Annotated in this window: 21 protein-coding genes; 12 read left to right on the plus strand and 9 right to left on the minus strand. The window is 61.3% G+C overall.

Translation table 11 applies throughout. The features are described 5' to 3' along the window. Positions 1-68 precede the first annotated feature (68 nt). On the minus strand, positions 69-521 hold the full coding sequence (hisI, locus tag ASE36_RS18870) for a phosphoribosyl-AMP cyclohydrolase (protein WP_062283588.1): 453 nt from the start codon (positions 519-521) through the stop codon (positions 69-71). 20 nt (positions 522-541) lie between these two features. After that, on the minus strand, positions 542-1,147 hold the full coding sequence (folE, locus tag ASE36_RS18875; RefSeq protein WP_062283591.1) for a GTP cyclohydrolase I FolE: 606 nt from the start codon (positions 1,145-1,147) through the stop codon (positions 542-544). A gap of 269 nt (positions 1,148-1,416) precedes the next feature. Between folE and ASE36_RS18880 the strand changes: the two genes are divergently transcribed. The 5 genes from ASE36_RS18880 (at position 1,417) to ASE36_RS18900 (ending at position 5,777) form a co-directional block, all read left to right on the plus strand. Continuing rightward, on the plus strand, positions 1,417-1,863 hold the full coding sequence (locus tag ASE36_RS18880; protein WP_200945193.1) for an iron-sulfur cluster assembly scaffold protein: 447 nt from the start codon (positions 1,417-1,419) through the stop codon (positions 1,861-1,863). 2 nt (positions 1,864-1,865) lie between these two features. Beyond that, entirely contained in the window at positions 1,866-2,228 is a 363-nt protein-coding gene (gene yidD, locus ASE36_RS18885; RefSeq protein WP_062283594.1) for a membrane protein insertion efficiency factor YidD, read from the plus strand. Between the two features lie 65 nt (positions 2,229-2,293). Continuing rightward, complete coding sequence (locus tag ASE36_RS18890; protein WP_062283599.1) at positions 2,294-2,722, plus strand: DUF2267 domain-containing protein; 429 nt, start codon at positions 2,294-2,296, stop codon at positions 2,720-2,722. 115 nt (positions 2,723-2,837) lie between these two features. Continuing rightward, positions 2,838-4,835 carry a threonine--tRNA ligase gene (thrS, locus tag ASE36_RS18895; protein ID WP_062283603.1) on the plus strand — a complete coding sequence of 666 codons (1,998 nt, stop codon included), beginning with the start codon at positions 2,838-2,840 and terminating at the stop codon, positions 4,833-4,835. A gap of 102 nt (positions 4,836-4,937) precedes the next feature. Beyond that, positions 4,938-5,777, plus strand: a complete 840-nt coding sequence (locus ASE36_RS18900; protein ID WP_062283606.1) for a lysophospholipid acyltransferase family protein — start codon at positions 4,938-4,940, stop codon at positions 5,775-5,777. 7 nt (positions 5,778-5,784) lie between these two features. On the opposite strand, the gene ASE36_RS18905 is transcribed toward ASE36_RS18900, so the two are convergent. After that, on the minus strand, positions 5,785-6,735 hold the full coding sequence (locus ASE36_RS18905) for a hypothetical protein (RefSeq protein ID WP_062283610.1): 951 nt from the start codon (positions 6,733-6,735) through the stop codon (positions 5,785-5,787). 109 nt (positions 6,736-6,844) lie between these two features. Between ASE36_RS18905 and ASE36_RS18910 the strand changes: the two genes are divergently transcribed. From ASE36_RS18910 to ASE36_RS18920, 3 genes are all read left to right on the plus strand, one after another. Beyond that, positions 6,845-7,429, plus strand: coding sequence for a nitroreductase (locus tag ASE36_RS18910; protein WP_062283613.1), 585 nt, complete (start codon positions 6,845-6,847; stop codon positions 7,427-7,429). After that, the gene (locus tag ASE36_RS18915) at positions 7,429-8,043 is read left to right on the plus strand and encodes a flavin reductase family protein (RefSeq protein WP_062283616.1); all 615 of its coding nucleotides are present in this window, start codon (positions 7,429-7,431) and stop codon (positions 8,041-8,043) included. The genes ASE36_RS18910 and ASE36_RS18915 overlap by 1 nt, the downstream gene beginning before the upstream one ends. 91 nt (positions 8,044-8,134) lie before the next feature. Continuing rightward, positions 8,135-9,274, plus strand: coding sequence for a DUF2336 domain-containing protein (locus ASE36_RS18920; protein WP_082511232.1), 1,140 nt, complete (start codon positions 8,135-8,137; stop codon positions 9,272-9,274). An 11-nt stretch (positions 9,275-9,285) separates the two neighbouring features. On the opposite strand, the gene ASE36_RS18925 is transcribed toward ASE36_RS18920, so the two are convergent. The 3 genes from ASE36_RS18925 to parE form a co-directional block, all read right to left on the minus strand. Continuing rightward, a complete protein-coding gene (locus ASE36_RS18925) occupies positions 9,286-9,705 on the minus strand; it encodes a hypothetical protein (protein WP_062283623.1) in 420 nt (139 codons plus the stop codon). 138 nt (positions 9,706-9,843) lie between these two features. Further along, positions 9,844-11,073, minus strand: a complete 1,230-nt coding sequence (locus ASE36_RS18930; RefSeq protein WP_082511220.1) for an AI-2E family transporter — start codon at positions 11,071-11,073, stop codon at positions 9,844-9,846. 96 nt (positions 11,074-11,169) lie between these two features. Further along, positions 11,170-13,233 (minus strand): DNA topoisomerase IV subunit B, encoded by a 2,064-nt coding sequence (gene parE / locus ASE36_RS18935; protein WP_062283626.1) that lies wholly within the window; start codon positions 13,231-13,233, stop codon positions 11,170-11,172. Positions 13,234-13,449: 216 nt separating this feature from the next. Here parE and ASE36_RS18940 point away from each other — a divergent pair, with 216 nt between their 5' ends. From ASE36_RS18940 to ASE36_RS18955, 4 genes are all read left to right on the plus strand, one after another. Then, positions 13,450-14,331, plus strand: a complete 882-nt coding sequence (locus ASE36_RS18940) for a dienelactone hydrolase family protein (RefSeq protein WP_062283629.1) — start codon at positions 13,450-13,452, stop codon at positions 14,329-14,331. Between the two features lie 174 nt (positions 14,332-14,505). Continuing rightward, positions 14,506-15,276: a triose-phosphate isomerase gene (tpiA, locus tag ASE36_RS18945; RefSeq protein ID WP_062283631.1), complete on the plus strand. Its 771-nt coding sequence runs from the start codon at positions 14,506-14,508 to the stop codon at positions 15,274-15,276. Positions 15,277-15,383: 107 nt separating this feature from the next. Then, a complete protein-coding gene (secG, locus tag ASE36_RS18950; RefSeq protein ID WP_062283633.1) occupies positions 15,384-15,782 on the plus strand; it encodes a preprotein translocase subunit SecG in 399 nt (132 codons plus the stop codon). A gap of 133 nt (positions 15,783-15,915) precedes the next feature. Continuing rightward, positions 15,916-17,553, plus strand: a complete 1,638-nt coding sequence (locus tag ASE36_RS18955) for a CTP synthase (protein WP_082511222.1) — start codon at positions 15,916-15,918, stop codon at positions 17,551-17,553. A gap of 99 nt (positions 17,554-17,652) precedes the next feature. Here the strand turns inward: ASE36_RS18955 and glp are convergent, their stop codons facing one another. The 3 genes from glp to trpC are packed head-to-tail and all read right to left on the minus strand — an operon-like array spanning position 17,653 to position 20,176. Beyond that, positions 17,653-18,867, minus strand: coding sequence for a gephyrin-like molybdotransferase Glp (gene glp, locus ASE36_RS18960; protein ID WP_062283637.1), 1,215 nt, complete (start codon positions 18,865-18,867; stop codon positions 17,653-17,655). Continuing rightward, the gene (moaC, locus tag ASE36_RS18965; protein ID WP_062283639.1) at positions 18,867-19,364 is read right to left on the minus strand and encodes a cyclic pyranopterin monophosphate synthase MoaC; all 498 of its coding nucleotides are present in this window, start codon (positions 19,362-19,364) and stop codon (positions 18,867-18,869) included. Before moaC ends, glp begins: the two co-directional genes overlap by 1 nt. Further along, positions 19,361-20,176 carry an indole-3-glycerol phosphate synthase TrpC gene (gene trpC, locus ASE36_RS18970; protein ID WP_062283641.1) on the minus strand — a complete coding sequence of 272 codons (816 nt, stop codon included), beginning with the start codon at positions 20,174-20,176 and terminating at the stop codon, positions 19,361-19,363. Before trpC ends, moaC begins: the two co-directional genes overlap by 4 nt. Between the last annotated feature and the right edge of the window lie 8 nt (positions 20,177-20,184).

Consider the following 20,184-nt stretch of genomic DNA (forward strand, 5'->3'; position numbering starts at 1 on the left):
TTCGCTGAACACTCCGAATGCCATTACGACACTGTATGCTTACGAATTCGTTAGAGCGATGCCGGTCCTCACGCGCCGTAAATGGCGTCGGGGTCGAAATGACGGTGGTCGTCGGCAATGGTCAATGCCGGTTTGCCGTCGTCGAGGCTGGCCGTGCGGTAAAAACAGGAGCGGCGACCGGTATGGCATGTGGCGTCATGGCCGGCGACCTCGACCTTCAGCCACAGGGCATCCTGATCGCAATCGACCCGGATTTCCTTGACCGTCTGCAGGTTCCCGGAGCTTTCGCCCTTCTTCCAGATCTTGCCCCTGGAGCGGCTGAAGTAATGGCCGACGCCGGTTTCGAGCGTGAGCGCAATCGCTTCTGCGTTCATATGGGCGACCATCAGCAATTCGCCATCGCGCGCGTCTGTCACCACGGCCGTGACCAGTCCATGCGCATCGAACTTGGGGGTAAAGGCCAGGCCTTCTTCGAGAAGAGCCTTGTCGGAGGAGGGGCTGTCAAATGTGATGGCTGGCATGGATATCACTCGATTCAGTCTTACCGGAGGCGCACCATGGACATGAAGCGCGCCTGCTCGGCAGCATTGTCCCTGAAGGCTCCGGTGAAGGTGGTGGTGAGGGTCGTTGACCCGGTTTTCTGGATGCCGCGCATGGCCATGCACATATGCTCGGCTTCAACGAACACGGCCACGCCGCGGGGCTGCAGCGTCTCGTCGATCGCCTGGGCGATCTGTGCCGTCATGTTCTCCTGGGTCTGCAGGCGACGGGCGAAGACATCGACCACCCGTGCGATTTTCGACAGACCGAGAACGCGACCCTTGGGCAAATAGGCAACATGCGCCTTGCCGATCACGGGAAGCATATGGTGTTCGCAATGGGAGAAGAAGGAAATATCACGCACCAGCACGATATCGTCATAGCCGCCGACCTCCTCGAAGGTCCGGCCAAGGACCTCGTCGATATCGACCTCGTACCCCGAAAAAAGTTCGCCGTAAGCCTTGGCAACCCGGGCGGGCGTGTCGAGCAGGCCTTCACGTTCGGGATTGTCGCCGGCCCAAAGCAAAAGCGTGCGAACCGCTGCCTCGGCTTCCTCGCGTGTCGGGCGCCGCAGATCGGCCGGCAGTTTTTTGACGATGGCATCCATGCCTTTGGTCTCCCGGTCCCGATCGGTGTCGGCCGCGTGTTTGGCTTTTCTCGACTGTAAAGGCGCAATGCGGCTCATAATGCAAGTCCGTTCACGAAAATTGCGGGGGCATGAAAACGCCTGGGGCGGCGTTTCCGTTATTTGTCGCAGGCCGGCCTATCCGATATAGTGAGACATGAAGCTGAGAAAAAGGCGATCTGCGACATCATGGGGACGGCAAAGCCCTCATTCATCCCTATATACGAACTGAGCAACAGCGCGGATTGATCATGGACGACATCTACAACGCCAAAATTCTGGATTTCGCTGGCAATATCGCCCGCATCGGCACCTTGCCGGATGCTCAAGCCACGGCAGAGAAACACTCCAAACTCTGCGGCTCCCGGGTCAAGGTCTCTCTGAAAGTCGAAGACGGTGTGGTGTCGGATTTCGCCCACGAAGTCAAAGCCTGTGCCCTGGGGCAGGCCTCGTCCGGCATCATGGCACGCCATGTTGTTGGCTCGACAGCCGATGAACTTCGTGCCGCGCGGCTCGATATGCTCGCCATGCTGAAAGAAGGAGGCGAGGGGCCAAGCGGGCGGTTCGAGGATATGCGGTTCCTCAAACCGGTACGCGACTACAAGGCCCGTCATGCCTCAACCATGCTGACTTTCGATGCCGTTGTCGATTGTCTCGACCAGATCGAGCATGGCAATCGCACGGCCGAGGCGAGCTGAGAATGTGTAACGGCCCCGAATGCCGCCACGAGGTTGCGCGTCCGCGCGGGCGAAACTGGGGCGGCGATTTTCGGAAAACCCCCGGCCGCATCTTCGGGATGGGCTTCATCCGCCTCTATCAGTTGACCGTGTCGAGCATCATCGGCAGTTCCTGCCGTCATATGCCCACCTGTTCGGAATACGGTTATGAAGCCTTGGCGCGCCACGGCCTCTGGTCCGGCGGTTGGCTGACGCTGTTTCGCGTCATGCGTTGCGGCCCGGGTGGCACCTGGGGCGTCGATCCTGTGCCCGAGACCCTGTCGCCACCGCTGCGCTGGTACGCACCATGGCGCTTCTGGCGCGTTGGTCGGCAGGCTGCCCACTGACTTGACGAATCAGCCACGCTGTCGTTCCGGTCAACCAGTGGAAATACTGGCCCGGAGTACCTGACATGCCGATGCCCCTTGAATATCGCCAGGCCTCGGCCGACTTCGATCGTTTCATGAAAGACCTCGTCACCACCTCGATGCTGACCTCGTCCCATCAGGCCTATACCATGCTCCAGGCGGTGTTTTACGTCTTTCGCCGTCGCCTGACGGTAGCCGAGGCGATCGCCTTCGCAGGCGTCCTGCCGCCGGTCTTGCGGGCGATCTTCGTCAGCGACTGGCGTCTGGACGAGCCACAATTGCCGTTTGTTGCGCGCGACGAACTGCAGAAGGAGATCCGCGCCTTTCGCCACGATCACAACCTCTCGACGGAGACCGCCGTGGAAGATGTCGCGGAAAGTCTGAAACGGCATGTGGATGCCAGAGCCTTCGAACGGCTTCTGGCGGGTTTTGTGCCAGAAGCGCGTGACTTCTGGAAGCTCGACCCCGCCTAGCAAGATCCTTTACTCCACAGCGCTTTCGTCCTAAGGAGCGCCGGTAAATCGCGGGTTCAAGCCCGCCCCTTTCACCACCCGCATTCGTTGGCGGGACTGGATCAGGAGACAGAACATGTCCGCTTCCGTATCTCTCACTTTCCCCGATGGTTCCATCCGCGAATACGCCCCCGGCACGACCGGTGCGCAGGTCGCTGAATCGATTTCCAAGTCGCTTGCCAAGAAGGCTGTCGCGATCGCGCTCGACGGCACCGTACGCGACCTCTCCGACCCCATCGCAGATGGTCGGATCGAGATCGTCACCCGCACCGATCCGCGCGCCCTGGAACTCATCCGCCACGATGCGGCGCATGTGATGGCGGAGGCGGTGCAGGAACTGTGGCCCGGCACCCAGGTCACCATCGGGCCGGTGATCGAGAACGGCTTCTATTACGATTTCGCCAAGGCTGAGCCCTTCACCCCCGACGATCTGCCCAAGATCGAGAAGCGGATGAAGGAGATCATCCAGCGCAACAAGCCCTTCACCAAGGAAGTCTGGTCGCGTGACAAGGCCAAGGAAGTCTTTGCCGCCAAGGGCGAGGCCTACAAGGTCGAACTGGTCGACGCGATCCCGGAAGACCAGGATCTGAAGATCTATTATCAGGGCGACTGGTTCGACCTCTGCAGAGGTCCGCATATGGCGTCCACCGGCCAGATCGGCATGGCCTTCAAGCTGATGAAGGTGGCCGGCGCCTATTGGCGCGGTGACAGCAACAACACCATGCTGAGCCGAATCTACGGCACGGCCTTTGCCGAACAGGAAGAGCTGGACCGCTATCTGCACATTCTGGCGGAAGCCGAAAAGCGGGACCACCGCAAGCTCGGCCGCGAAATGGATCTCTTTCATTTCCAGGAAGAGGGCCCGGGCGTCGTCTTCTGGCACGGCAAGGGCTGGCGCATGTTCCAGACGCTGACCTCTTATATGCGCCGTCGTCTCGACGGCACCTATCAGGAAGTCAACGCGCCGCAGGTGCTCGATAAGTCGCTCTGGGAGACCTCAGGCCACTGGGGTTGGTACCAGGAAAACATGTTCGCCGTGAAATCGGCGCATGCCTTCACCCATCCGGACGATGAAGAAGCCGATCAGAAGATCTTCGCGCTGAAGCCGATGAACTGCCCGGGCCACGTGCAGATCTTCAAGCACGGGCTGAAATCCTACCGTGAGCTGCCGGTCCGCCTCGCCGAATTCGGCAATGTGCACCGCTACGAAGCCTCCGGCGCGCTGCACGGCCTGATGCGCGTGCGCGGCTTCACCCAGGACGATGCGCACGTCTTCTGCACGGAAGAGCAAATGGCGGCGGAATGCCTGCGCATCAACGACCTGATCCTCTCGGTCTACGAGGACTTCGGTTTTGGCGAGATCGTCGTAAAACTCTCGACCCGTCCGGAAAAGCGCGTTGGCTCCGATGATCTCTGGGATCGCGCCGAAAGCATCATGATGGAGGTCCTGAAGCAGATCGAGGAACAGTCGGGTGGTCGCATTAAGACCGGCATCCTGCCGGGCGAGGGTGCCTTCTACGGTCCGAAGTTCGAATACACGCTGCGCGACGCCATCGGCCGTGAATGGCAGTGCGGCACGACCCAGGTCGATTTCAACCTGCCGGAACGCTTTGGCGCCTTCTACATCGACGACAAGTCGGAAAAGAAGCAGCCGGTGATGATCCACCGCGCCATCTGCGGCTCGATGGAGCGCTTCCTCGGCATCCTGATTGAGAACTTTGCTGGCCACATGCCGCTCTGGTTCGCACCGCTTCAGGTCGTGGTCGCAACGATCACCTCGGATGCCGACGACTATGGTCGTGAAGTCGCCGAGCAGCTCCGCGATGCCGGTCTCCAGGTCGAGACGGACTTCCGCAACGAGAAGATCAATTACAAGGTCCGCGAACACTCTGTGACCAAGGTTCCGGTGATCATCGTCTGCGGTAAGCGCGAAGCGGAAGAGAAGACGGTCAACATCCGTCGTCTGGGCTCGCAGGAGCAGGTCTCGATGCCGCTGGTCGAGGCGGTGGCGGTGCTGGCGGGCGAAGCAACCCCCCCGGACGTCAAGCGCAAGCTGGCCAACCGCAAGATCTGAAGACGGGGTGTCTGGCGGGATCTTCAGGTTCCTGTCAGACACCTGTCATCAAATGTGCATATGACAGAATCATGATTGTCGTCAGGCCATCGAGGTGTCTTCGTGAAGTTCAATGAACTGTCCTATGCCAACGCCCGCGATCCAAAGCTGAAGCGCTGGTTCATCCGATCGATCGAGGGCCTCTCGGGCCGGGACCGCTACACGCGGCTCTACGAGATCTGGCGAAACGACATCGTCGGCAAGACGGACCGCGTCTTCGGCAAGATGCTCGATCTCATCAATGTCGACCTGAAGGTGCAGGGCAGCTGGCCACCGGAGCATATTCCGGACGGTCCGATTGTCATGGTGGCCAATCATCCTTTCGGCATCGGGGACGGCATTGCAGTGCTGGCCTTGGCCGAACAGCTCGGTCGTCCCTTCCGTGTGCTGATCAACAACGAATTGCTGAAGGTGCCGGAAATGGCGCCGTACTCGCTGCCGGTCTCTTTTGAGGAAACCAAGGAGGCGCTCGCCATCAACATGCAGACCCGCCATGAGGCGCTGCGTCTGCTGAAGGAGGGCGTCACGGTGGTGATATTCCCGGCCGGTGGCGTGGCCACGGCGAAGAAAGGCTTTGGCAGGGCGGAAGACCTGCCCTGGAAGATGTTCCCGGCCAAGCTCATTCAGGCAGCCAAGGCCAATGTCGTGCCTGTTTATTTCGAGGGACAGAACGGACGGCTGTTCCATCTGGCAAGCAAGATCTCGCTCACCCTGCGCGTCTCCCTCCTCATTCGCGAATTCCGCCGATTGTCCGGTTCGGCGATTTCTGCCCGTGTCGGGCCGATGATGAGCTGGGAAGAGTTGAGCGCGCTTGTCGACCGCAAGGACCTGCTGGCCCGTCTTTTCGGCGCCGTCTTCAGCATGGCGCCCGTCGAGCGGCGACGTTTCCGCAAGGCGGCCTGATCTCAATTCAGTTGGTCAGCGGCAGCTCGACGTCGATATTGCTACCGGCGGCGACCTCAAAATCCTTCTGGTAGATCTTGTCCTTGTTGCGCGCGACAACCGTATATTGCCCCTCGGACAACACCATGACTGGAAAAGCGGAGACGCTTTCCGCGACGATGTCGCCGCCCGATGTCAGAACAGACCAGGCCGTATCCGCGATGGCTTCGCCGCCCGGCTCGGAGACCAGCTTGAAACCCACCTGCGACGCGCGGTGCTGGATCGTCGCCTCGGTAAGTTCACCAGCCTCGACCGTGATATCGGCGCGGACCACCGCATTCACCGATCCGTATTCGGAAACGACATGATAGGTGCCTGCATTCAGCCGAACGATGGTGTTCGGCTTGACGTCGGCGAGAACCAGACCACGTTCGCCGTCTTCACGAACTTCGGACGAGTAGATGTCAAAGCTGAGCTGCTTGTCGGGGATATGCGAATCAGCGCCGGACACCGCGCTGAGCGTCAGTCCGCCCGCGTCCAGCACCATTACCTGCTCTTCGACATCGCCGACTGCAGGAACGTTGAGCTTCTTCGTGGCGCCGGCGCGGCCAAAGGAAACGTTGACGAAATAGTCCCCGGGAGCGAGCTGGAAGGCTGCCGATCCGCCTTCGGCGCTGGCAAGCAAAGGCAGCTTGCCGTCGGCGCCGGGGATGGGGCTGAAGACCCGCCAGGACAGCCCATGCTGCATGGCGTCGCCCTTGGCTGTCAGCTTAGCTTCCAGCTTGACGCTGCGGCTCTGGTTGACAGGGGCAAGCGCTTCGGCACCGGGCGCGGAGAAGGCCTTGAGCTTCGGCATCTTGGTCGAACCGTTCAACTGCTTGAACGTATCGAACGCTTCCTGCGAACGGCTCTCGGGCGCAGCCGTGAGGGCTACGCAAAACCCGACGACGATCCGGGCGAGAATTCCTTGGCAGGTCATGCGATGCACTGTCTGTTGACTTCCTTCCCAATGACGGCAACTTCAAACCGAATGCCGTGGCAATTTCAAGACGGGCTTTGTTCCCACAGGCCGACAAGGGTTATCATCTATGCGAAATGACATCAAACTGTTCGATTATCTGGCTGTTCGCCGCTCTGTCCCGGCCTATCAGATGCGCGAGCCCGGCCCCGACCGCCAGGAAATCGAATCGATACTCTCTCTGGCCGTCCGGGTTCCCGATCACGGCAAGCTCGCTCCCTGGCGTTTCATTGTCTATCGCGGCGAAGAGCGCGCTCGAATCGGCGAGGCGTTGCTTGCCATGGCGCTTGAGAAGAACCCCGAGCTGTCCGAGGAAATGATCCAGGTGGAGCGCAGCCGCTTTACCCGCGCCCCCGTTGTCATCGCAGTGGTCTCCAAGGCTGCCCCGCATTTCAAGATACCCGAATGGGAGCAGGTGATGTCCGCCGGTGCCGTCTGCCTCAATCTTCTGATGGCCGCCAACGCCTATGGCTACGTCTCCAACTGGCTGTCGGAATGGTTCGCCTTTGACGAACGTGCCTATCCGCTTCTGGGCGTCAAACCCGGCGAGAAGGTCGCCGGCTTCATTCATATCGGCTCGACCGACTTCCCGATCGTCGAGCGGCCACGTCCTGCTTTGTCCGACGTCGTCACCTGGCAGGGCGACGAGGCGTGATGTTCTACGATACCGCTAGCAATGCTCATGGCATGGCGCACGATCCCTTTAAGGCGATCGTCGCGCCGAGACCCATAGGCTGGATCGGCACGAAAGGCAGGGACGGCAGTCGCAACCTGTCGCCCTATTCCTTCTTCAACGCGGTCGGCGACCGACCGAAAATGGTGATGTTCTCGTCGAGCGGCCGCAAGGACAGTCTTCGCAACGTGGAAGAGACGGGCGTCTTCACCACGAGTTTTGTCAGTCGCGCACTGCTCGAGAAGATGAGCCTGTCCTCGGCACCGGTCCCCTATGGCACGGACGAGTTTACCCTCGCCGGATTGACGGCTCTTGATGGCCGCGTGGTCGATGCACCCTATGTGGGCGAGGCAGTCGCCGTGCTCGAATGCCGTGTCACCATGGTCACGACGCTGCCCGACATTGATGGTGCCGACACCGACAGCCACGTGGTCTTCGGTCAGGTCATGGGCATCCACATCGATGGAAGCGTGATTCGCAATGGACGGTTCGATCTCGGACTGGCCGATCCCATCATGCGCGCCGGTTACATGGATTATGCCGGCATTTCCCCATTGATCGAACTCGCCCGCCCGAACCAGCGGGGCAGTGGTTAATGAACGTGGTGAACGTTTCTTAAAGACTTTGGCGCTAGGGTCTTCGTGACCGGGATCATCCGGTGCGTGTCCGTAGCGAGTGGGTCTGACTGTGATCGTTGCCGCATTTCTCAGATGGGTCGAAACCGCTAGAACGCAAGAGCGGGCCAAGGCTGCCAACGCGCTTGCTCGCGCTTATCTGACATCTCAAATGTCCGCGGAAGAGCGCCAGGCAGCGCAGGTGGCCATGACCTATCTCCTGGATGATCCGTCGCCCCGAGTGCGGCTGGCTCTGGCGGAAGTGCTTGCCGCTGAGCCCCGCGCTCCGCGTGCGATCATGGTCTCCTTGTCGGAAGACCAACCAGAAATCGCCTCCACCGTCATTCTTCTGTCGCCGGTGCTCACCGATGCCGACCTGGTCGATATTGCAGGCCGTGGAACCGTGGAAACTCGTGCACTCGTCGCCGCCCGCGGGACCGTGAGCGTCGGTGTGGCCGCAGCGCTGGCCGAGATCGGTGATGCCGCAGAGCTGGAAGTCCTGCTTGAGAACCCCGGTGCTCGCCTCACACCTTTCACGTTGCGCCGCATTGCCGAAAGACATGGACGCGACGAACGTATCCGCGCCCTGCTTCTGGAGCGTGACGACCTCTCCGCAGGCTTGCGCCAGTTGCTGGTACAATTCGTCGCCGAAGCGCTGTCTGGCTCAGGGCTCGTGATCGGCGCAATCGGCAGCCGCCGCATCGAACGGATCGCCCGTGAAGCCAGCGACAGCGCGACGGTCGCTCTGCTTTCTGATGTTCATGGCGACGAATTGCGCCACCTGACGGATCAACTGCGCGATGCCGGGCGCCTGACGCCTGCCTTCCTGATGCATGCGCTCTGTGCCGGTCGTACCGATTTCTTCGCCGCTGCCGTCGAATCGATCTCCGGGCTCGACGAACGTCGTGTTCGCGCCATCCTTGCCACGGGACGGTTGCATGCCGTCCGCGCGCTCCTCGAATCAACAGGCCTCTCCCGCGAGATCAGCCCGCTTTTCGTCGACGCGATCACGCAGTGGCGGAGCCTCATCCAGTCCGCCCATGGACTTGAGCTGGATAACATCGCCCATCGCCTGATTGCGCGGCACCGCGAACAGACGGGTCTGAGCGATACGGCTCGCGCCCTGCTTGATATGGTAGAGAGGCTTGCGATCGCCGAAGAGCGTCGTCTTGCCCGCGATTACGCAAGCGGTCTGGCGCTTGCTGCGGCCTGAGCCGCGAGGGCTCAGGGAATGATCTTCTTTGCGACCCAGGAATAACTGTCCGATACCACATGGATCGGCGTCTCGAAGATCATCTTGAACTGCGCACGGCCTGGCAGCACCTCACGGATGGTGTCGATTGCCCGTGCCGTCAATGTCTTGTGCTCCTCGGTCAGTTCAGGATTCGCTGTGACTATGGCCGCCGCATCGGCGTTTGCCTTTGCCGAGGCTTCGACGGCATCGGCGATATCAGGCGGTGGCGCCTGGCAGACTGCGACCGCAGTCGGAAATCCGATATTGCCGTATCGCGAAAGAACCGACTCGGATGCCGCATCGCAGAGTTCGATCGACACGAATCGCTCCGGCGGCGTCTCGACGAACTGGCATTGATTGACGCTGTCGTCACAGCCGAGGATCGTCATCATGATCAGGGCGGTCTTCATTGGTTAAGGTGCTCCTGTGGATGGCGGATGCGACGGGACACAAGGAATGAAGCCAAAACAAGGCCTGCGTGATCGCGACAATAATCCCGCTGGCCCAATATGGCCGTACGCAGCATCACACAGGCGGAGACCGCCCTATCAGGGAACGGAGATCTTGCGTGGTCTGGCCGGGGTCGCCGACGCATCAGGAGTGTCCGGATAAGCCATGGCCGGTTCTGAAAATGCCCCGGCATCGGAGGGAAGGTCTTCCGACAGTTCGACTTCGCGGATCCACTCCCGCCAGATCGAAACCAGCAGGGCCATGAGGACCGGGCCGATGAATAGCCCGAGGAACCCCATGGTTTTCACGCCGCCCACCAGACCAAAGAAGGTGGGCAGGAAAGGCAGCTTGATCGGCCCGCCGACCAGCCGCGGGCGGACCGTCTTGTCGACAATGAACAGTTCGACGGAACCCCAGATCAGAAGCGCAACTCCTTGGATTACGTGGCCGCTGGCGGCGAGATAGATCGAAACGAGCGTGAACGACAGAGGCGCGCCACCGGGAATGAGCGCCATGATGCCGGTAATGACCCCAAGCGTCACCGGCGAGGGAACGCCGGCCAGCCAGTAGGCGATCCCGAGCACGATGCCTTCGCCGATCGCGATCAGCGTCATGCCTGTCACGGTCGAGCTGATGGTGGCTGGGACCACGCGAGAAATGCGCTCCCAGCGATTGGGGAGGATCCGCTCGCCCAGGAGGTCGAGCTGACGCGCGAAGCTGGCGCCGTCGCGGTAGACGAAGAAGAGCGCAATCAGCATGAAGAGCAGGGTCAGGACGAGATGGAAGAGCCCGTCACCGGCAGCGATCACGGCCCGGTAGATATTGCCGATATTCGCGCCGCTGACGATCTGGATCATTTCGCCGATCGAGCCGGGTGGTCCGATATGCAGGCGCCACTTCTCCGCAAGCCATTCACCAGCCCAAGGCAGCGCTGTGATCCAGGCCGGTGGCGGTGCGCCCATCCTGTTCGCTTCCAGCGCCCAGGTGATCCACTGGCGGACCTCTTCCACCGCATAGCTGATGGCAATGCCGATAGGGATGACGAGGAAGGCGAGAATGAAGAGAATGGCGCAGGTGGCGCCGATGGTTGTGTTGCCGTTGACAGTGTTGAGGAGGCGGCGATAGAGCGGCCAGCTTGCGAAGGCAACAACGAGTGCGGCCAGCACCGGTACGACAAACCCATGGAAGAAATAGATCGCGGCAATGCCGATCAGGACCAGCAGCCAGCGAGCCATGGAGATCGGCGTGATCAAAGCTATGCGGTTGGCCGTCGCCTGACCGAGCCAGCGCGGCCCCTTTTGCGGGTTCTGTTGATCGACCTGGCTCACAATCGTCTGCGCCCCTCTGCCTAATGCCCCTGCATATGGGGCATTATCGTGCGGGACACAAGCCGCGACCATCGTCGCAGCGGGGCATGCCTGTCATCAGATATCCAGATTTTCCGCAAACGCAGCACGTTCCTGGATAAACCGGAAACGCGCCTCCGGCTTGGTGCCCATCAGCGCATCCACGGCATCGCGCGTGCCTTCGAAGTCGACATCGTCGATCCCGACGCGCAGCAGCGTCCGCTTCGCCGGATCCATCGTCGTTTCCTTCAGCTGCGCCGGCATCATTTCGCCAAGACCTTTGAAGCGGCCGATCTCGACCTTCTTGCCCTTGAAGACAGTCTCCATCAGCTCGGCGCGATGCGCGTCGTCGCGGGCATAGACGGTCTTGGCACCCTGGCGGATGACATAGAGCGGCGGCACCGCAAGATAGAGATGATTGCCGCGAATGAGCTCCGGCATTTCCTGATAGAAGAAGGTGATCAACAGCGAGGCGATATGGGCGCCGTCGACGTCGGCATCGGTCATGACGATGATGCGCTCATAACGCAGATCCTCGTCGCGATATTTCGTCCGCGTACCGCAGCCAAGCGCCTGGATGAGGTCGGCGATCTGCTGGTTGGCCATCAGCTTTTCGCGGCTGGCCGAGCCGACGTTCAGGATCTTGCCGCGCAGCGGCAGGATCGCCTGGTTGGACCGATTGCGCGCCTGCTTCGCCGAGCCGCCGGCCGAGTCACCTTCGACGATGAAGAGTTCGGCGCCTTCGGCCGTATTCTGGGCGCAGTCGGCCAGCTTGCCGGGCAGGCGCAGTTTGCGCACGGCCGTCTTGCGGTTGACTTCCTTTTCCTTGCGGCGACGCAGGCGCTCTTCCGCACGCTCGATCACCCAGTCGAGCAGCTTCGCCGCCTCGTTCGGGTTGTCGGCGAGATAATGGTCGAAGGGGTCACGCAGCGCATTTTCGACGATACGCTGGGCCTCGACGGTTGCGAGCTTGTCCTTGGTCTGGCCGACGAATTCCGGCTCGCGGATGAAGACCGAAAGCATGCCGACGGCGGAGATCATCACATCGTCGGTGGTGATCTGCTGCGCCCGTTTGTTCTGCGTCAGTTCGGCGTAATTCTTGAGGCCCTTGGTGAGCGCAATGCGCAGGCCCGCTTCATGCGTTCCGCCCTCGGGTGTCGGGATCGTATTGCAATAGGAATGCAGAGCCGGATCGCCGCCATACCAGGTCACGGCCCATTCCATAGCGCCATGGCCGCCGGTCTTTTCCGTCTTGCCGGCAAAGATCTCGCGGGTAACGGTGAAGTCCTTGCCGAGGGTGGCGGCAAGATAGTCCTTCAGACCGCCGGGGAAGTGGAAGACCGCCTTCTCCGGGATGTCTCCGCCTTCCGGCACCATGCCCGGATCGCAGGACCAGCGGATCTCGACGCCGCCGAACAGATAGGCCTTGGACCGCGCCATGCGGAAGATCCGACCCGGATCGAACTTCGCATGATCGCCGAAGATCTGCGGATCGGGATGGAAGCGCACGCGCGTCCCGCGGCGATTATGGACTTCGCCGAGTTCCTCGAGCCCACCCTGCGGCACGCCGCGAGAGAAGGTCTGGCGATAGAGCTTGCGATTGCGTGCGACCTCGACCTCAAGCAGGTCGGACAGCGCGTTAACGACGGACACGCCGACACCGTGCAGACCGCCGGACGTCTCATAAGCCTTGCCGTCGAACTTGCCGCCGGCATGCAGCTTGGTCATGATCACTTCAAGCGTCGACTTGCCCGGAACCTGCGGATGCAGTTCGACCGGGATGCCGCGGCCGTTGTCGGTCACGGTAAGGAAGCCCTGCGCATCGAGATGCACGTCGATGAAATTGGCATGGCCGGCCACCGCTTCGTCCATCGAGTTGTCGATGACTTCGGCAAAGAGGTGGTGCAGCGCCTTTTCATCGGTGCCGCCAATATACATCCCCGGACGCATCCGGACCGGCTCCAGGCCTTCGAGCACCCGGATGGAGGACGCGCCGTATTCGTCGCCAGAGGATGTGGCAGCCGGTGAAGCCGGTGCCGAGGCCGGCGGAGCAGGGCGCGCGACACGCGCCGGCGCCGCCACAGGTTCAGCATCAACCTTGGTCGGGATCGGCATTGCCGAAAAGAGATCGTTGTCGTCCATGGCGTCGTTCGATACTCTGTTGATGATCAAGCCGGTTTGTCGGCACCTTCAGAACGCCGCTGCACCTGGCTGATCGCGTCTGCGAATCGGTCGGATTGTGCCAGAAAGGCAGGGCAGGCGCGAAGGGCCAGACAGCCGGCGCATGTTGAATTCGGGCCAGCTTTGCGTGGCGCATTTCGCGAAGGCAAGCGTGAGCCGAGAGGAAACCCATCTTCCATGCAGATGTCCACAGCTCATTTCCGCACTGCGGCGATTTCCTGCGTTCTCTTTCCGTTTCTGTTTATGGCAAACGTCCATGCCGAAGCTCTGGCGCCTTACAAGGATGATCTTTTCTCCGCCCAGACTGTTCTTGAAACCGCCGATGGCGGAGATTTTACCCGCATCGATTATGACGAGATGCGCGACATCAACGGTCGCGACAGTATTCCTGAACGGCGCGTAAAGGATGTCTACGTGTCGCTCAAGGTTCGACGAGTGCAGGAGAACCAGACGCTGCCGCTTGCAGCGGGGCCGCTCGACTTGGCGCGGGTTGGCAAAGACAGCGGTCAGGCCTTCACCGTAATCTTTATTCACGGCCGGGGAGGGGATCGCCGGCTTGGAATGAACGACATCACCTTCGGCGGCAATTTCAATCGCCTGAAGAACCTCGCCGCCAACAATGGCGGGACCTATTACGCACCCTCTGTCCAAAGCTTCGACGAGACCGGGGTCGCCGAGATAGCAGGCCTGATCGAGCATGCCTCCACTCAGTCGGGCGGCCGACCGGTCGTGCTCGCCTGTGCCTCCATGGGAAGCTTCATATGCTGGGGCATTTCGCGCGATGCGAAGGCCGTCAGCCATCTCTCCGGCATGGCGATCCTCGGTGGCGCGCCCGATCCGGAATTGCCGAAATCGGTTGCCGCCAAGGCGAAACTGCCGATCTGGTTCACCCATGGCAGCAGAGACAGCGTCTACGCCGCCAATGACCAGATTGCGATTTACCGGACATTGCGCAAGGCCGGCGAGCCTGTGCGCTTTACGCTGTATGAAACGGGCTCGCACGGGACACCGGTGCGCATGTCGGACTGGCGCACCATCCTCAACTGGCTCCTGCAATAGCGGGACAGCACGGCATTTCGGCGGTCAGCTAGCCCGCGTTCTGCTGAAGACTCCGGCAAGTGAGGTTCACATTTTCACCATGTCGCCCGTTAATGCGGCCTATTTTGCGGTGCAATCTTTCCTTTCATCCTCAGATTTGCTAGTCCCCGATGAAACGCAGGGGCTTGAAAACACATGACACCGGATGTTCGTCCGCTCGTCGCGGGCAATTGGAAAATGAACGGAACGCGGGCGTCGCTCGACCAGATCAAGGCGATCGCAGAAGGCGTGCAGGGGCCGCTGGCCGAAAAGGTTGAAACCCTGATCTGCCCGCCCGCCACGCTTCTCTATGTCGCGACCGCGCTTTGCACCGACAGTCCGCTGCAGATCGGTGCCCAGGACTGCCATCAGAACGCGTCTGGCGCTCATACCGGCGACATCTCGGCTGAAATGATCGCCGACTGCTTCGGCACCCATGTGATCGTCGGCCATTCAGAGCGCCGGACCGATCACGCGGAGACTGACCATTTGGTGCGCGCCAAGGCGGAAGCTGCCTATGCTGCAGATCTGACGGCTGTCATCTGCATTGGCGAGACGGCGGACGAGCGCAAGTCCGGCCAGACGCTGGATATCCTGAAGCGCCAGTTGGCCGGCTCGGTTCCGGATGGCGCGAAGGCCGAGCGTACGGTCATCGCCTATGAACCCGTTTGGGCAATTGGAACGGGCCTGACCCCGACAACGGCCGATGTGGCCGAAGCCCATGCTTTCATGCGGGGCGAGTTGGTGAAGCGCTTTGGTACCGAGGGCAAGGCGATGCGCCTGCTGTATGGTGGCTCCGTGAAGCCTTCCAACGCGCGCGAACTGATGGCTGTCGAGAATGTCGATGGTGCCCTCATCGGCGGTGCGAGCTTGAAGGCATCGGACTTCCTCGCCATATACCGTGTCTATGAGGAACTCACCGCCTGAGGCCGAAAGGTTGAAAAGCGTGGAAGGGGCTTTCAAAGCCCGCTTCTCTCATGTAAAGACCCGCCAACCTCATTGATTTTGCCCGTCTCGGGCAGGATGGACATTCCATGCAGACCGTATTGCTCGTTATCTACCTCATGGTCGTCGTCGCCCTGATCGGCGTCGTCCTCATCCAGCGCTCGGAAGGCGGCGGTCTCGGTATCGGTGGCGGTTCCGGCTTCATGTCGGCTCGCGGCACGGCCAATGCCCTGACCCGCACGACGGCGATCCTGGCAACCCTCTTCTTTGCCATCTCGCTGGCACTCGGCATCCTCGCCCGCTACGAATCAAAGCCGACCGATATCCTTGATCGGATCCCGGCCGCCAATGGTACGACCCAGGGCGGTGGCAGCGTTCTCGACCAGCTTCCGGGTGCTGCTGCACCTGCGACCCAGGCTCCGGCGACGACGACGCCTGCTGCGCCGGCACCGGCCCCTGCAGATCCGAACGCTGTTCCGAACAACTGATCGGACCGCATCTCATCGCTCCGGCGGGCTCCAGGGTCCGCCGGTTTTCTTTTGTCTGCATTCCGCCGCCGCCCATGAAAATTGTGCGTGACGCCATTTTGGGCTGGCGGAATCGAATCTGAAACGGTATCCGGTGAAGCCCATGGCGCGATATGTATTCATCACTGGCGGCGTGGTTTCCTCTCTCGGTAAAGGAATTGCGGCCGCGGCACTCGGAGCATTGTTGCAGGCACGGGGTTACCGCGTGCGTCTGCGCAAGCTGGACCCCTATCTCAACGTTGACCCGGGCACCATGAGCCCGACTCAGCACGGCGAAGTCTTCGTCACCGATGACGGTGCCGAAACCGACCTCGACCTCGGCCACTATGAGCGTTTTACCGGGCGCTCGGCCACCAAGACCGACAACATCACCACCGGCCGCATTTACAAGAACATCATCGACAAGGAACGCCGCGGCGACTATCTCGGCGCAACCGTCCAGGTCATTCCGCACGTCACGAACGAGATCAAGGATTTCGTCATCGAGGGCAATGACGAGTACGATTTCGTCATCTGCGAGATCGGCGGCACCGTCGGCGACATCGAAGCCATGCCCTTCATGGAAGCGATCCGTCAGCTCGGTAACGACCTGCCGCGCGGCACCGCCGTCTATGTCCACCTGACCCTGATGCCTTACATCCCGGCAGCCGGCGAACTGAAGACCAAGCCGACGCAGCATTCCGTCAAGGAACTGCAGGCGCTCGGTATTCATCCCGACATTCTGCTCGTCCGCGCGGATCGTGAGATCCCGCAGGCCGAGCGCCGCAAGCTCTCCCTGTTCTGCAACGTGCGCGAAAGCGCCGTGATCCAGGCGCTCGACGTTGCCAACATCTATGACGTGCCGATGGCCTATCACAAGGAAGGCCTCGACAACGAGGTTCTGGCCGCCTTCGGTATCGAACCGGCCCCCAAGCCGCGTCTCGACGCCTGGGAAGAGGTCTGCAACCGCATCCATACGCCGGAAGGCGAAGTCACGATCGCGATCGTCGGCAAGTACACCGGCCTCAAGGATGCCTACAAGTCGCTCATCGAAGCCCTTTACCACGGTGGCATCGCCAACCGCGTGAAGGTCAAGCTCGAATGGATCGAGTCGGAAATCTTCGAAAAGGAAGATCCGGCCCCGTGGCTTGAAAAGGTCAACGGTATCCTCGTCCCCGGCGGTTTCGGCGAGCGTGGCTCCGAGGGCAAGATCCTGGCGGCCCAGTTCGCCCGCGAACGCAAGGTGCCTTACTTCGGCATCTGCTTCGGCATGCAGATGGCGGTCGTCGAAGCGGCGCGTCATCTTGCCGGCATCGACAAGGCTTCCTCGACCGAATTCGGTAAGACCGAAGAACCCGTCGTTGGCCTGATGACTGAGTGGATGAAGGGCAACGAACTCGAAAAGCGTTCGGCGGTCGGCGATCTCGGCGGCACCATGCGTCTTGGCGCGTACAAGGCGGCCCTCAAGAAGGGCACGAAGATCTCCGAGATTTACGGCTCCACAGACATCTCTGAGCGTCACCGTCACCGCTACGAAGTAAACGTCGACTACAAGGATCGCCTCGAATCCTGCGGTCTGGTCTTCTCGGGCATGTCGCCCGACGGTCTGCTGCCGGAAACGGTCGAATACCCCGACCATCCGTGGTTCATCGGCGTTCAGTACCATCCGGAACTGAAGTCGCGCCCGCTCGATCCGCACCCGCTGTTTGCAAGCTTCATCGGGGCAGCCCTGGAGCAGACGCGTCTGGTGTGAGAGATCAGCCTGACGATCGAAACAAGGACCCGGCCATGTGCCGGGTCTTTTCGTTTGGTCTCTGCTGGTGGGTTTGTGAAGGTCGGAGCGATGGCCAGATCAAGGCCGCAGCAGCATGACCGGCACGAGGTCTCCGGCATCGACTTCAGGAGCGTTTGGAGGCCGAACGATCAGGCAGTCGGACTGAGAAAAGATCCGCATCATTGACGAATCCTGTTTGCCGAAGCTCGTGACCTGGAGCGCTCCGTCAGTCCCAAAGGTCAGGCTGGCGCGAACATAATCCTGCCGCTTGTCATTGGCGGCCAACCCCGCCGTCAGTCGCGCCTGCCGCATGCGATCAGGCGGCGAGCGATGACCGAGACGGCACAGCAGCGGCTCCAGGAAGAGCAGCCCGCATACGAGGCTGGAGATCGGGTTCCCGGGAAGTCCCAGCACCTGCATGTCGCCAAGTTTGCCGACCATCAGCGGCTTTCCCGGTCGCATGGCAATCCGCCAGAAATCGAGTTCCATGCCGGCGGAGATCAACGTCGACTGAACGAGATCGTGGTCGCCGACGGATGCGCCCCCTAACGTCACCAAAACGTCCGCACCGCTGCCCCGCGCGCCTTCGACAGTTGAAAGCAGCGTCGGGCGGTCATCGGGCACGATGCCGAGATCGATGACATCAGCGCCGTTGTCTCTTGCGAGTGCGGCAATCCCGAAGGTGTTGGAACCGATGATCTGGCTCGGGCCTGGCACAGTACCCGGTGAAACCAGTTCGTCGCCGGTGGCGAGGATCGCGATGCGCGGACGGCGGAAGACGGTGAGGCGACTATGGTTCATCGCCGCAGCCAGTGTCAGATGGCTGAAGTCGAGACGGGTGCCAGCGGAAAGTGAAACATCGCCTTCGGCGAAGTCCTGTCCTCTCGGGCGAATGTGGCGACCATGCGTGACAGGGAAGGTGGTCCGGATACGCACATCGTCAAGCTTCTCGGCGTCTTCCTGCAGGAGGACGCTGTCTGAACCCTCCGGCACGGGCGCGCCGGTGAAGATACGTACCGCCTCGCCCATGCCGACGTTTCCCGCAAAGGCATGCCCGGCTGCCGACTCGCCGATCACCGTCAGTACCGCTCCAACCTCTGCGGCGTCCTCTGCGCGAAGCGCATAGCCATCCATCGCCGAGGCGTTGAAAGGTGGCTGGGTCAGCCGCGCAGCGAGGTCAGCGGCGAGAACCCGCCCGTTCGCATCGTGGAGCAGCACCTCTTCCGCCTCGGCAATCGGAAGCGCTCCGCCGAGAAGCCGCGCCAGTGCATCTTCAACCGGCAGAAGCGACATCAGCCCCGCTCCGGATGGCGGAAGTCACCGGACTTGCCGCCGCTTTTTTCCAACACGCGGATGCCGCCGATTTCCATCGTCTTGTCGACGGCTTTCGCCATGTCGTAGATGGTGAGACAGGTGACAGAGACGGCAGTCAGTGCCTCCATCTCGACGCCTGTCCTGCCGGTGAGCTTGACGGTCGCCTCGACACGAAGACCGGGAAGTTCTGGATCTTCGGTGATGTCGACGGTAACCTTCGACAGCATCAGCGGATGGCAGAGTGGAATGAGGCTGGCCGTCTGCTTTGCCGCCATGATCCCGGCGATCCGCGCTGTCCCGATCACGTCGCCCTTCTTGGCGTTACCCTCAAGGATCGTCGTCAGCGTCTCCGGCTTCATCTTCACGAAGCCTTCGGCGACGGCCACCCGCACCGTGTCGTCCTTGCCCGAGACATCGACCATATGCGCCTCGCCGGAGGCGCCGATATGCGTGAGGCCTGGGGATGCGGCGGTCATTCCGCCGCCAGCGCGCCGGACTTGCCGGTCAACAGCATGCGGGTTGCAGCCGAGACATCGTCCTGGCGCATGAGGCTTTCGCCCACGAGGAAGGTCGTGATCCCGGATGTCTCAAGCCGCTGGCAGTCTTCGAAGGTGAAAATGCCGCTTTCGCCGACAAGCAGCCTGTCCGCAGGCACCATGGCCGCCAATTCCTCGCTGACGCTGAGGCTGACCTCGAAGGTGCGCAAATTGCGGTTATTGATGCCGACAAGCGGTGACTTGAGTTTCAGAGCCCGCTCCATCTCCTCCGCGTCATGCACCTCGATCAGCACATCCATGCCCAGTTCGAATGCGACAGCTTCCAGATCGGCGGCTTCTCCGTCAGACAGCGAGGCCATGATCAACAGGATGCAATCACCACCCCAGGCGCGCGCCTCATAGACCTGATAGGCGTCGAACATGAAGTCCTTGCGCAAGGCCGGAAGCGAACAGGCCTTGCGGGCCGCCGTCAGGAAGTCTGGCGCGCCTTGGAAGCTCGGCGTGTCCGTCAGCACGGAGAGGCAGGCAGCACCTCCGGCTTCATAGGCGGCCGCAAGTGCCGGCGGATCGAAATCGGGACGGATGAGACCCTTGGAGGGGCTCGCCTTCTTGATCTCGGCGATCAGCCCGAAGCGGCCTTCGTCCCGCGCCTCGATCAGGGAACGATGAAAACCGCGCGGCGCCTCCTCGGCGGCGATGCGGTCCTTGAGTTCAGACAACGAGACGGCGGCCTTGGCTGCTGCAATTTCTTCCCGCTTGTAGGTTTCGATGCGCTTCAGGATGTCGGTCATGATGGCAA

It is taken from the genome of Rhizobium sp. Root274 (genome assembly GCF_001429245.1).
Taxonomy (GTDB): domain Bacteria; phylum Pseudomonadota; class Alphaproteobacteria; order Rhizobiales; family Rhizobiaceae; genus Allorhizobium.